At 70.6% G+C, this 12,014-nt stretch carries 12 protein-coding genes; 4 read left to right on the top strand and 8 right to left on the bottom strand.

Going from position 1 to position 12,014, the window contains the following annotated elements; all coding sequences use genetic code 11:
- Positions 1-92: 92 nt before the first annotated feature.
- Entirely contained in the window at positions 93-665 is a 573-nt protein-coding gene (locus VA596_RS34060) for a TetR/AcrR family transcriptional regulator (RefSeq protein ID WP_323332485.1), read from the bottom strand.
- Positions 666-684: 19 nt separating this feature from the next.
- Positions 685-1,053 carry an SPW repeat protein gene (locus tag VA596_RS34055; protein ID WP_323332483.1) on the bottom strand — a complete coding sequence of 123 codons (369 nt, stop codon included), beginning with the start codon at positions 1,051-1,053 and terminating at the stop codon, positions 685-687.
- 203 nt (positions 1,054-1,256) lie between these two features.
- Here VA596_RS34055 and ccrA point away from each other — a divergent pair, with 203 nt between their 5' ends.
- The 4 genes from ccrA to VA596_RS34035 all read left to right on the top strand — a co-directional run bounded on the left by ccrA (position 1,257) and on the right by VA596_RS34035 (position 5,620).
- Positions 1,257-2,597, top strand: a complete 1,341-nt coding sequence (ccrA, locus tag VA596_RS34050) for a crotonyl-CoA carboxylase/reductase (protein ID WP_323332481.1) — start codon at positions 1,257-1,259, stop codon at positions 2,595-2,597.
- Positions 2,598-2,768: 171 nt separating this feature from the next.
- Positions 2,769-3,965 (top strand): coiled-coil domain-containing protein, encoded by a 1,197-nt coding sequence (locus VA596_RS34045; RefSeq protein WP_410171948.1) that lies wholly within the window; start codon positions 2,769-2,771, stop codon positions 3,963-3,965.
- A 93-nt stretch (positions 3,966-4,058) separates the two neighbouring features.
- Positions 4,059-4,511, top strand: a complete 453-nt coding sequence (locus tag VA596_RS34040) for a universal stress protein (RefSeq protein ID WP_323332478.1) — start codon at positions 4,059-4,061, stop codon at positions 4,509-4,511.
- 2 nt (positions 4,512-4,513) lie between these two features.
- Positions 4,514-5,620, top strand: a complete 1,107-nt coding sequence (locus VA596_RS34035) for an adenylate/guanylate cyclase domain-containing protein (RefSeq protein ID WP_323332477.1) — start codon at positions 4,514-4,516, stop codon at positions 5,618-5,620.
- Positions 5,621-6,284: 664 nt separating this feature from the next.
- On the opposite strand, the gene paaE is transcribed toward VA596_RS34035, so the two are convergent.
- Genes paaE through paaZ form a run of 6 tightly spaced genes read right to left on the bottom strand, consistent with a single transcriptional unit; the run spans position 6,285 to position 11,912 of the window.
- Positions 6,285-7,334, bottom strand: coding sequence for a 1,2-phenylacetyl-CoA epoxidase subunit PaaE (paaE, locus tag VA596_RS34030; RefSeq protein ID WP_323332475.1), 1,050 nt, complete (start codon positions 7,332-7,334; stop codon positions 6,285-6,287).
- A 1-nt stretch (position 7,335) separates the two neighbouring features.
- Positions 7,336-7,824: a 1,2-phenylacetyl-CoA epoxidase subunit PaaD gene (paaD, locus tag VA596_RS34025; RefSeq protein WP_323332473.1), complete on the bottom strand. Its 489-nt coding sequence runs from the start codon at positions 7,822-7,824 to the stop codon at positions 7,336-7,338.
- Positions 7,818-8,675: a 1,2-phenylacetyl-CoA epoxidase subunit PaaC gene (gene paaC, locus VA596_RS34020; protein ID WP_323332471.1), complete on the bottom strand. Its 858-nt coding sequence runs from the start codon at positions 8,673-8,675 to the stop codon at positions 7,818-7,820. The genes paaD and paaC overlap by 7 nt, the downstream gene beginning before the upstream one ends.
- The gene (gene paaB / locus VA596_RS34015) at positions 8,672-8,956 is read right to left on the bottom strand and encodes a 1,2-phenylacetyl-CoA epoxidase subunit PaaB (protein WP_323332469.1); all 285 of its coding nucleotides are present in this window, start codon (positions 8,954-8,956) and stop codon (positions 8,672-8,674) included. Before paaB ends, paaC begins: the two co-directional genes overlap by 4 nt.
- Positions 8,953-9,885, bottom strand: coding sequence for a 1,2-phenylacetyl-CoA epoxidase subunit PaaA (gene paaA / locus VA596_RS34010; protein WP_323332467.1), 933 nt, complete (start codon positions 9,883-9,885; stop codon positions 8,953-8,955). Before paaA ends, paaB begins: the two co-directional genes overlap by 4 nt.
- Positions 9,882-11,912, bottom strand: a complete 2,031-nt coding sequence (paaZ, locus tag VA596_RS34005) for a phenylacetic acid degradation bifunctional protein PaaZ (protein WP_323332465.1) — start codon at positions 11,910-11,912, stop codon at positions 9,882-9,884. Before paaZ ends, paaA begins: the two co-directional genes overlap by 4 nt.
- Positions 11,913-12,014 lie beyond the last annotated feature (102 nt).

Below are 12,014 nucleotides of genomic sequence, written 5' to 3'. Positions count from 1 at the left end.
GGGGGGGGGGGGGGGGCGGGGAAGCGTGACCCGCACCGCCGAACGGCCGCCACCGGCCCGGCATGTCGCGGCCGATTGAAGCCCCAGCTGTCCTAAGCGGGCGCGACCTTCGCGGCGAGCGATTCGGCGATGAAGGTGAGCTCGCCGTCGAACTCGGCGGGGAGGTCGTTCTCCGCGTGCCTCGCCGTCGCGTGCCGATGGCTGACCGCGCGGGCGAGCAGGCCCGACGCTCGGTCCACGTCGACGGCCGGCAACCCGCCGCCGGTGGCCGCCAGGATCACCGAGCGGACCTGGCGCACCAGGACCTGGAAGCGCTCGTGGAGGGCGTCGCGGACGACGTGGTGGGTGTCGGCCTCGCGCCACAGCAGGTGCGAAAGCCCGAGTGACCGGCTGAAGCGGTGGTCCAGTTCGCGGACGAGCCGTCGCAGGCTGCCGGCCAGGTCGCCGGGGACGACGACCACCGCCGGCTCGATGCGCTCGTCCGGGAGGCGCTCGACCAGCGCCGTCAGCAGGTCCGCCTTGTGCCGGAAGTAGTAGTGCACCAGCCCCTTCGGCACCCCGGCCCGCTCCGCGATGCGGGAGGTCGGGGTGGCGTCGAAGCCGGATTCGGCGAAGAGTGCCTCGGCTGCGCAGAGAATGCGCTCCTTCGCCGAATCCTCGGTCATTCCGGTGCCTCCTGGTCGCTCAGTGCTGGCCTGCCGTGCGGTGCGCGGCGCTCGCGACCGGCATCGCTGCCGCGCCGGCGACGACCGTCAGCACCCCGGCGATCCAGGACGTCCAGGACGCGCCGTTGAACTCGGTGTATCCCATCACCCACGGCGCGATGAAGAGCAGCACGCCGAGTGCGATCTGGATGCCTTCGCCGTAGACGGCCCCGGGCACCCCGAGGGAAACCAGGCCGTCGAGGGCGATCAGCGCTCCCAGGACGACCATCGTCCACATCACGGTGCTGTCCGTGCTCAGCCAAAGGGGTGAAAGAGCGGCAACGACGCCGATGACGACCTCGGCCCAGTCGTGGGGCCGGGTCCACGCGCGCGTAGAGACTTCACTCATTCGTGCTCACCTCCGTAGGTGATCCTGCTGGTCGGGATGTCTTCCCTACCTCGATCATCCGCTTTGACTGGCCAGCCGGTCAAGATTGGTCCGTCACAGTTGAGGGTGTAATCGTGCTGCTCGTCTCGTACAGTTGCAGGCCAGAGTTACCGGCGAGTAATTTCTGCCGCCAACGCCGTTGACCCCCATTTCCGGAGGAACCGATGACGCAGCTCGGCGAGATCCAGCAGGCCATCCTGAACGGCGAGTCCGCCGCGGTCGGCTCGCTGCCCGTGCCCGAGAGCTACCGGGGGGTGACCGTCCACGAGGACGAGGTCGACATGTTCGACGGCCTCGAGAGCCGGGACAAGGACCCGCGCAAGTCGCTGCACGTGGACGAGGTGCCCGTCCCGGAGCTGGGCCCCGGCGAGGCGCTGGTCGCCGTCATGGCGAGCGCGATCAACTACAACACCGTGTGGACGTCGATCTTCGAGCCGATCCCCACGTTCAAGTTCCTCAAGAAGTACGGCAGGCTCTCGCCGCTGGCGAAGCGGCACGACCTGCCGTACCACGTGGTCGGCTCGGACTTGTCCGGCGTCGTGCTGCGCACCGGCGTCGGCGTGCACAACTGGAAGCCGGGCGACGAGGTCGTCGCGCACTGCCTGAACGTCGAGCTGGAGAGCCCGGACGGGCACAACGACACGATGCTCGACACCGAGCAGCGGATCTGGGGCTTCGAGACGAACTTCGGCGGGCTCGCCGAAGTCGCGCTGGTCAAGGCGAACCAGCTGATGCCGAAGCCGGACCACCTCACCTGGGAGGAGGCCGCCTCCCCCGGGCTGGTCAACTCCACCGCCTACCGCCAGCTCGTCTCGCGCAACGGCGCGGACATGAAGCAGGGTGACGTCGTCCTGATCTGGGGCGCTTCGGGCGGCCTCGGCTCCTACGCGACGCAGTACGCGCTCAACGGCGGGGCCATCCCGGTGTGCGTCGTCTCCAGCCCCGAGAAGGCCGCGATCTGCCGCAAGCTCGGCGCCGAGCTGATCATCGACCGCAGCGCCGAGGCGTACCAGTTCTGGAAGAGCGACACCGAGCAGGACCCGAAGGAGTGGCAGCGCCTCGGCGCGAAGATCCGCGAGCTGACCGGCGGCGAGGACCCGGACATCGTGTTCGAGCACCCGGGCCGGGAGACGTTCGGCGCGTCCGTCTACGCCGCGCGCAAGGGCGGCACGATCGTCACCTGCGCTTCGACCTCGGGATACATGCACCAGTACGACAACCGCTACCTGTGGATGAACCTGAAGCGGATCATCGGCTCCCACTTCGCGAACTACCGCGAGTCCTGGGAGGCGAACCGGCTGATCGCGAAGGGCCTGATCCACCCGACGCTGTCGAAGACGTACTCGCTCGAGGAGACCGGGCAAGCCGCGCTGGACGTCCACCGCAACGCGCACCAGGGCAAGGTCGGCGTGCTCGCGCTCGCGCCGCAGGAAGGCCTCGGCGTCCGCGACGAAGAGAAGCGCGCGAAGCACCTCGAAGGGATCAACGCGTTTCGCGGCGCCTGAACGGAAAGGGCCCGGATCGCGGCGTCGGGATCCGCCCGGATCCGGCCCGATCCGGGCAGTTCCTTTCGCCGCATCAGGCGGCACTTTCGGCGCAGGCCCCGGGTGCTCACCCTTCCGTGACCCGGCTGCGACTACGGTAGGCGCATGAGCCTTGGCGATGAACGGGAGCTTGTGCCGCTGGGAGCCGGCTTCGACGTGGCGAAGCGCGGGTACAGCCGAGCACAGGTCGACGAGCACCTCGAACGGCTGGACGCCGACCTGAAGATGCTCACCGCGGATCGGGACGCCGCCATCGCGCAGGCCGGCGACCTGGCCCGGCAGCTGGAGATCGCGCGCGGCGAGATCGCGGACCTGCGCGGGCAGGTCGACCGGCTGGCCCAGCCGCCCACCAGCGTCGAAGGCCTCTCGGAGCGGCTGCAGCGGATGCTGCGCCTGGCCCAGGACGAGTCCGCGGACACGCGGGCCCGCGCCGAGGCCGAAGCCGGCCACATCCGGGCCAAGGCCGAGACGGACGCGAGCGCCATGCGCGCCCGCTACGAGCAGCTGCTCACCGAGCTCGACCTGCGCCGCAAGGAGATGGAGGCGGAGCACCGCAAGGTGCTCGAGGACGCCCGCGCCGAGGCCAAGACGATCACCGACAAGGCCGAGGCCGAGCGCACGAAGCTTGACACCGAGTCGTCGGACCGGCGCACGAAGGTCGAAGAGGACTTCGAGATCGCGATGGCTTCGCGCCGCACCGAGGCGATGCGCGTGCTGGCCGAGCAGGAGGCCGCGAGCAAGGCCGAGGCCGCGCGCCGCGTCCAGGAGGCCACCCAGGACGCCGCCGACATCCGCGCGAAGATCCTCGAGGAGGAGACCTCCACGAAGGCGGAGATCGAACGCCGTCAGCGGGAGTCGGTAGCGGACGCGAACAAGCGCCGTCAGGACTCGATCAACGAGGCGAACGCCCGGCTCGCGGAGGCCGCCGACGAGGCGCGGCGCCGCGTCACGACGGCGACCGAGGAGTCGAACCGGCGGATCACCCAGGCGAACGAACGCGTCGACTCGCTGCGCAAGGTGCGTGGCGGGCTGGCCGAGCAGGTCCGCGCGGCGCGCGCGGTGCTCGCGGAGGCGCACACCGTCCTGGGCGACGACGTGAAGGTGCCCGCGGAGGTCACGACCGACCTGAAGGCCGCGGACCTGAAACCGGACCGGCAGGCGGCCGAATCCGACACCGGGAAAACGAAGCCGGTGAGCGACGTCGAGGAGACCATCCGGATCCGGGCCTCGGACGTTCCCAAGCCGAAGCCCGCCGCGAAGCCCACGCCCAAGCCCGTCCCGAAGCCCAGTCCGCGGCCAAGCGGAGCGCAGAAAGCGACTGGCGAGTAACCTTCCACCCGACACGAGCGCGGACGAGCCTGCGCGGTCGACTCCGACCGGCTGTCGTCCCAGCTCACGCGGGATCACCTGGAGGTTTTGCGCATGGGTGCGGCATATCGGACCGTGGTGGTGGGCACGGACGGCTCGGAGTCGTCGTTCGCGGCGGTGGACCGCGCGGCGGCGGTGGCCGGCGACGCGGGCGCGACGCTCGTCATCGCGTGCGCCTTCTACCCGGCCAGCAAGACCGACGTCGACAAGGCCCAGGACGTCCTGGGTGACGAGGCCTACCAGGTCGTCGGCTCGGCGCCGGCCGAGGACACGCTGCAGTCCGCGCGGGACCGGGCGGTGCGCGCGGGGGCCGAGAAGATCGACACCATCGCGGTGAAGGGCGACCCGGTCGACTCGCTGCGCAAGGTCGTGCTCGAGCGCGAGGCCGACCTGCTGGTGGTCGGCAACCGCGGGCTGAACACGATCGCGGGCCGGATCCTCGGCTCGGTGCCGTCGGAGGTGGCGCGCAAGTCCGGTGTGGACGTGCTGATCGTGCACACGACCTGAGCGTGACCGATTCGAGTGAAGAACTTCAGCAGCGGCTCGAGCGCATCCTGCTCGGCGGCAGGCGGAAGTACACCCGGCTCGAAGTGGCCGAGAAGGCCGGCGTGCCCGACGACCGGTCGCGCCGGCTCTGGCGTGCGCTGGGGTTCGCGACCGTCGCCGACGACGAGGTGGTCTTCACCGACGCCGACGTCGAGGCCATGCGGACGGCGGACCAGCTGGTGCAGTCGGGCCTGATCGACCCGAGCATCGAGGTGGCGGTGACGCGCGCGCTCGGCCAGCACCTGTCGCGGCTGGCCGAGTGGCAGGTCGACATGCTGTTCGAGCTGATCAAGGAGCAGCCGGAGTTGGGCCGCAGCGAGCGCCAGGTGGCCCGGCTCGTCGACCGGCTGCTGCCGGAACTCGAGCAGGTGCAGAACTTCGTCTGGCGACGGCACCTGGCGGCGTACGCCGGCCGGGCGTTCGCCGCGCCGGACGAGAGCCTCGAGACGCGCACCCAGGTGGTCGGTTTCGTGGACATGGTCGGCTACACGCGCCTGACGCGCCAAATCGACGAGGACGAGCTGAGCCGCGTGCTCGACGCGTTCGAGCTGCTCGCGACGGAGACGATCGCCGAGCACCACGGCCGGGTGGTCAAGATGATCGGCGACGAGGTCCTGTTCGTCGCCGACACGGCGGTGGCCGCGGCGGAGATCGCGCTGGCCCTGACCGAGCGCACGTCGGCGGACGAGAGCATCCCGGCGGTCCGCGCGGGCATGGCGTCGGGCCGCGTCCTGAACCGCTTCGGCGACGTCTACGGCTCGGTGGTCAACCTGGCGGCCCGTCTGACGTCGGTGGCCCGCCCGGGCACGATCCTGATCGACCGCGAGCTGGCGACGGAGCTGGCGGAGGAACCGGCGTACGAGCTGCGCCAGCGCCGCCCGGTGACGGTCCGGGGTTACAACCGCCTCCGCCCGTCGGCCCTGCGCCGCGCACGCGAGGTTCCGACGGGCGCTTTCGCCAGCTCGCAGCAGCTGGCAGCGGAGATGCTGGGCCTCACGGAACCGGCCCCGGCGATCGAGCCGGCCGACCCCAGCCCCACCCGCCGACGCCGACGTCGCCGCATGCTCTGAAGCTGGCCCCGGTTTCGCCCGCGCTGTGGTCATGCGTGAGCTGGTCTACATCTCGGACGCCAAGCTCCGGCAGCTGCTCCCCGACCTGCCGTCGGGCTCCAGCCGACTCCGCGATGTCCGGTTCAAGCTCGGCAAGGCCGCGTCGGACTCGCCGCCGCGCTCGAAGCCTCGTCCAGAGCGCCCCAGTGGTTCGCCGATCCGGATGTGCGCCCAGGCGCCTGAATCCACTTCGAAGCTCCCTGAGCTACGGCGAATTCGGTCGCGGTCCACGAACGGCGGTCTTCCTCGACGAGGACCGAGCCGGCCCAGGCACCCGAGCGGTGGGAGCCTCCACGACCCGTCTTGGACGCGGCTCGCATATCCCGGACCCGAACGAGCACTTCGACCGCTCCCGACGAAGCTGACGTCGTCGGCTCCACGCTCACCCTGGTCGGCGCCGAAGGCAGATCCTCCTCCGGGCCAGCGCCGCCGAAGCCAAGCACCCTCGTCAGCGCCGCAAGTTTTGGGCCATAGCCGAGAGCCCCGCCGAAACTCCCCCGCCACTCCCAGGGGGGCGTCCCCAGGTCCAGTCTAGTGGCGACCACCGTCCGGAACCGGGGAAACGGGCCTGAGGGGCCGAGTTGTCCACAAGTGAGCGGGCCTGTGGACAACGACGGCACAGGCCTCAGGCGTCGTAGTCCACCGTGATCGTCTCCGAGACCGGGTAGGACTGGCACGTCAGTACGAAACCCGCCTCCACCTCCGCGTCCTCCAGGGCGAAGTTGCGGCGTAGGTCCACCTTTCCCTCCGTGACCCGGGCTCGGCAGGTGCCGCAGACGCCGCCCTTGCAGGCGAACGGGAGGTCCGGGCGGAACTTCTGCGCGCCGTCCAGGACCGAGGTGGAACGGGGCAGCGTCATCGTCGACGAGCGGCCGTCCAGGACCACGCGGACCTCCGAGGATTCTCCGGCGACCTCGGGGTCCAGGTGCGCGACCGGCTCCGGCGGGGTGTCGACGTAGAACAGCTCCTGGTGGATCCGTGACCGCGGTACGGACAGGGACGTCAGCAGCTCCTGCGCGCCCGTCACCATCTCGAACGGGCCACACAGCCAGAAGTGGTCCACTGTGGACACCGGGACCAGGGACGAGAACAGCTGCTGCAGCTTCGGGACGTCCAAGCGGCCGGTGAACAGCTCCGCCTCGCGCGGCTCGCGGGACAGCACGTGGATCAGCTCCAAGCGCGACGGCGCGCGGTCCTTCAGGTCCGCCAGCTCGTCCGCGAACATCACCGTGTCCGTGCGGCGGTTGCCGTACAGGACCGTCACCGTCGCGTCCGGCGTGGCCAGCAGGGACGACACGATCGACAGCACCGGGGTGATGCCCGAGCCCGCCGCGATCAGGACGTGGTGGCCGCCCTCCGACAGATCCGGGGTGAACGAGCCCGTGGGCGGGGCGACCTCGATCGTGTCGCCCGCGCGGACGTCGTTCAGCAGCCACGACGAGAACAAGCCGCCCGGGACCAGGCGGACGCCCACTCGCGGGGCCGTGCCCGCCGCCGCGCAGATCGAGTACGAACGGCGCTCGTCGCGGCCGTCGACCGAGCGGCGCAAAGTCAGCGACTGGCCCGGTTTGAAGTCGAAGTCCGAGGCGAGCGCCGGGGGCACGTCGAACGTCACGGCGACAGCGTCGTCGCACAGGCGCGCGATGCCCGCGACCTTCAGGGGGTGAAACGCCACCTTAGATCTCCTTGACGTGCTCGAAGGGCTCCTGGCACGACCGGCAGCGCCGCAGCGCCTTGCACGCCGTCGCGCCGAAGCGGGACTGCTCCTCCGTGTCTGCGGACCCGCACAGCGGGCACGGCACCGCCGACACCGGCGCCGACAGCGTGAGCGGGATCGGGCCCGACCGCCGCGGCGCCGCTCCCGGCGGCGCGATCCCCGCTTCGGCCAGCTTGCGGCGGCCCTCCGGCGTGATCCAGTCCGACGACCACGACGGCGACAGCTGCGTCCGGATCTCGACGTCCGCGTAACCCGCGCCGACCAGCGCGTGCTCCAGGTCGTCGCGCATCGTGTCCATCGCCGGGCAGCCGGTGTAGGTCGGCGTGATCGCGACGACCACCCGGCCGTCCACTTCGGACACCGAGCGGAGCACGCCCAGGTCGGCCAGGGTCAGCATCGGCAGCTCGGGGTCGGTGACGGTCGCGGCGACCAACGACGCGGTCACCACTGCGCGTCCGGCATCGCCCGGGCCACGCTCTGCAGCTCCGCCAGCAGGAACCCCAGCTGCTCGGTGTGGACGCCGTCGCGGCCCGTCCGGCCGGACACACCGGCGATGTCACCCGACGAAGGCCGGGCCAGGGTCGACGCCGCAAGCACCTGGTCCAGTACCGCATCGAACTCCGGGCGCAGCGAAGCCGCGTCCACCAGCTCGAGCGGGTGCGTGCGGAACAGCTCGCCGACGTACGGCCAGACCGCGTCGAGGCCCTCCTGCATCCGCTCGTGCGACAGCGGGGTGCCGTCGCCGAGCCGGACGAGCCACTGCCCCGCGTAGTCGCGGTGGTAGGTGACTTCCTTGACGCCCTTGTCCGCGATGGCCGCCAGCACCGGGTCCACCGACGACACCAGCCGCTGCAGCAGCGCCAGGCGCCACGTCGAGAACACGAACAGCCGCGCGATCAGGTGGCCGAAGTGGCCGCCGCCCAGCTCCGCGAGCCGGACGTTGCGGAACTCGTTTTCGACGCGGTCGAACGCGAACGAGTCTTCCGAGCGCGAAGAACCGTCGGCCTTGCCGGAGCGCGCGAGCAGCAGCCGCGCCTGGCCGAGCAGGTCGAGGCCGATGTTCGCGAGCGCGACCTCGTCCTCCAGCTCGGGCGCGTTGGTGCACCACTCCTGCAGCCGGTGCGAGAAGATCAGCGCGTCGTCGCCCAGCATCAGGCAGTAGGCGGCCAGCGAAGCACCGTCCACACCGGACGGTACCGAAGTGTCCACTCCGGACAGCGGGTCCTCGAAGCCGGTGCCGAACGCCCAGCGGGCGTCGTTCTCCTCGGTCAGCGACTCGTAGACGTTGTCGAAACTCATATGTGCGGCACCTCCTCGGGGATGTCGTAGAACGTCGGGTGCCGGTAGACCTTGTCGCCGCTCGGCGCGAAGAACGGGTCCTTCTCGTCCGGCGAGGACGCCGTGATGTCGGAGGCGCGGACGACCCAGATCGACACGCCTTCGTTGCGCCGCGTGTACAGGTCACGCGCGTGGTGCAGCGCCATCTCGTCGTCGGCCGCGTGCAGCGAGCCGACGTGCACGTGGTTCAGCCCGCGCTTGCCCCGGACGAACACCTCGTACAACGGCCAGTCGTGCTTCATCGCGAACCCTTCTTCTCGGCGTGTGCGACGGCGGCTTCGCGGACCCACGCGCCTTCGTCGTGGGCGCGACGCCGGTGCGCGACGCGCGAGGCGTTGCACGGGCCGTTGCCCTTCAGCACGTTCTTGAACTCGTCCCAGTCGACCGCGCCGAAGTCGTAGTGCTCACGCTCGGAATTCCAGCGCAGAGCAGGATCCGGGAACGTGACGCCGAGCGCGGAAGCCTGCGGCACCGACATGTCGACGAAGCGCTGCCGCAGCTCGTCGTTGGTGTGGCGCTTGACCTTCCACGCCATCGACTGCGCGGTGTTCGGCGAGTCGGCGTCCGGCGGGCCGAACATCATCAGCGACGGCCACCACCAGCGGTTCACGGCCTCCTGGACCATGTCCCGCTGCTGCTGGGTGCCCTTCATCATCGTCATCAGCAGCTCGTACCCCTGCCGCTGGTGGAAGGACTCCTCCTTGCAGATGCGGATCATCGCCCGCGCGTACGGCCCGTAAGAGCTGCGGCACAGCGGCACCTGGTTGCAGATCGCCGCGCCGTCGACCAGCCAGCCGATCACGCCGACGTCGGCGAAGGTCAGCGTCGGGTAGTTGAAGATCGACGAGTACTTCTGCTTGCCGGTGATCAGCTTGTCGGTCAGGTCCGCGCGGTCGGCACCGAGTGTCGCCGCCGCCGAGTACAGGTAGAGCCCGTGGCCGGCCTCGTCCTGCACCTTGGCGAGCAGGATCGCCTTGCGGCGCAACGAAGGCGCGCGCGTGATCCAGCGGCCTTCGGGCTGCATGCCGATGATCTCGGAGTGCGCGTGCTGCGCGATCTGCCGGACCATCGTCTTGCGGTAGCCCTCGGGCACCCAGTCGCGCGGCTCGATGCGCTGGTCGCGCTCGATAACGGCCTCGAACTGCTCTTTAAGGGAGTCGACAGCGGTCACGGCTGCTCCTTCGACACGAGGGTCAGGACGTCGTACTTCGCGACGGAGTCGCCGTCCTGGTTGGTCACGTCGGCGTCCCAGCGGACCTCGCCGTACTCCTGGTCGATGCGCGGCGTGATCTGCTTGGCGGTCAGGGTCACGGTCAGCGCGTCGTCCACCTTGACCGGCGTCAGGAACCGCAGGTTCTCCAGGCCGTAGTTGGCGAGGACCGGGCCGGGCTCGGGCGAGACGAACAGGCCGGCGGCGAACGAGACGACCAGGTAGCCGTGCGCGACGATCCCGCCGAACAGCGGGTTCGCGGCCGCGGCCTCGGGGTCGGTGTGCGCGTAGAACGTGTCGCCGGTGAACTCGGCGAAGTGGTCGACGTCGGACTGCAGGACCGTGCGCGGCCCGGCGACCACCGAGTCGCCGATCTTCAGCTCGGCCAGGGACTTCCGGAACGGGTGGACGTCACCCTCGGTGCGCGGCGCGCCGGTGACCCAGCGGCCGGTGACCGCGCTCAGGACCGCGGGCGAGCCCTGCACGGCCGTGCGCTGCATGTGGTGCAGCACGCCGCGGATGCCGCCCATCTCCTCGCCGCCGCCCGCGCGGCCCGGGCCGCCGTGGACCAGCTGCGGCATCGGCGAGCCGTGACCGGTGGACTCCTTGGCGTCGTCGGCGTCCAGGACCAGCAGCCGGCCGTGGTACGGCGCCGCGCCGAGGATGACGTCCCGCACGAACTCCTTGTCGGCGCTGACGATCGAGCCGGCCAGGCTGCCGCCGCCGCGCGCCGCCAGCTCGACGACCTGCTCGGTCGACGTGTACGGCAGCAGCGTCGAAACCGGGCCGAACGCCTCGACCTCGTGCGGCTCGGAGCGCTCCGGGTCGGCCTTCAGCAGCACCGGCGAGAGGAACGCGCCGCGCTCGGCATCGGCGTCGACGACGTCGACCTTCTCCGGGTCGCCGAACACGACGCTGCCGGCGTCGAGCAGGGCCTTGAGCGAGCGCCGGACCTCTTCGCGCTGCTCCAGGCTGGCCAGGGCGCCCATCCGGACGCCCTCGGCGGTCGGGTTGCCGACAGTCACCTTCGCGAGCCGCGCGGAAGCGGCCGCGGCGACGTCGTCGAGCAGGTCGGCGGGTACGAACGCGCGGCGGATGGCCGTGCACTTCTGGCCGGCCTTGACCGTCATCTCCGAGGTCAGCTGCTTGACGTAGAGGTCGAACTCGGTGGTGCCGGGGCGCGCGTCGGGGCCGAGGATCGAGCAGTTCAGCGAGTCGGCCTCGGCGTTGAAGCGGACGGCGTTGCGGATGATCGCCGGGTGCGCGCGCAGCTTCTGCGCGGTCGACGCCGAGCCGGTGAACGACACCAGGTCCTGCGCGGTCACGTGGTCGAGCAGGTCGCCGACGCTGCCGGCGACGAACTGCAGCGAACCCTCGGGCAGGATCCCGGACTCGATGATCAGTTCGACCAGCCGGGCGGTGAGGTAGGCCGTCTGGCTCGCGGGCTTGACCAGGCTCGGGACGCCCGCGAGGAACGCCGGGGCGAACTTCTCCAGCGGGCCCCAGACGGGGAAGTTGAACGCGTTGATCTGGACCGCGACACCCCGCAGCGGGGTGGCGATGTGCTGGGCGACGAACGTGCCCTCGCGCGACAGCGGCTCGACGTTGCCCTCGACGTAGACGGTGTCGTTCGGCAGCTCGCGCTTGCCCTTGGACGCGTAGCTGAACAGGACGCCGATGCCGCCGTCGATGTCGAACTTCGAGTCACCCAGCGTGGCGCCGGTCCGCGCGGAGAGTGCGTACAGCTCCTCGCGGTGCTCGCGCAGGTGCGACGCCAGGGCCTTGAGCAGCGCGGCACGCTGGTGGAACGTCAGCTCGCGCAGCGCCGGGCCACCCACGCGGCGGCCGTACTCCAGGGCACCCGCGAAGTCGACGCCCGCCGACGAGACCCGGGCGACCTCTTCCCCGGTGGTGGCGTCGTGCAGCGGGACACCGTCTTCCGCCGCCGTGTGCCACCCGCCCGAGACGTAGCTGCGCAGCAAACCCATCGAGTCCGACCTCTCCACCGAATTACCTACCGGACGTTCAGTATTTCCATCGTAGCCGCTGGCCGCCGAGATCGGAAGGCCCCGGCGCTTGACACCGGCCTC

Origin of the sequence: Amycolatopsis heterodermiae (assembly GCF_034929455.1) — a bacterium.
Classification (GTDB): Bacteria; Actinomycetota; Actinomycetes; order Mycobacteriales; family Pseudonocardiaceae; genus Amycolatopsis; species Amycolatopsis heterodermiae.
Note: the sequence above shows the minus strand (reverse complement) of the source record. Positions and strands in the feature narration are given on the sequence as shown.

What these genes read in the sequence shown, in the direction of transcription:
- VA596_RS34060 (WP_323332485.1), bottom strand. Translation starts at nt 665, where the DNA reads ATGACCGAGGATTCGGCGAAGGAGCGCATTCTCTGCGCAGCCGAGGCA.
- VA596_RS34055 (WP_323332483.1), bottom strand. Translation starts at nt 1,053, where the DNA reads ATGAGTGAAGTCTCTACGCGCGCGTGGACCCGGCCCCACGACTGGGCC.
- ccrA (WP_323332481.1), top strand. Translation starts at nt 1,257, where the DNA reads ATGACGCAGCTCGGCGAGATCCAGCAGGCCATCCTGAACGGCGAGTCC.
- VA596_RS34040 (WP_323332478.1), top strand. Translation starts at nt 4,059, where the DNA reads ATGGGTGCGGCATATCGGACCGTGGTGGTGGGCACGGACGGCTCGGAG.
- paaC (WP_323332471.1), bottom strand. Translation starts at nt 8,675, where the DNA reads ATGAGTTTCGACAACGTCTACGAGTCGCTGACCGAGGAGAACGACGCC.
- paaB (WP_323332469.1), bottom strand. Translation starts at nt 8,956, where the DNA reads ATGAAGCACGACTGGCCGTTGTACGAGGTGTTCGTCCGGGGCAAGCGC.
- paaZ (WP_323332465.1), bottom strand. Translation starts at nt 11,912, where the DNA reads ATGGGTTTGCTGCGCAGCTACGTCTCGGGCGGGTGGCACACGGCGGCG.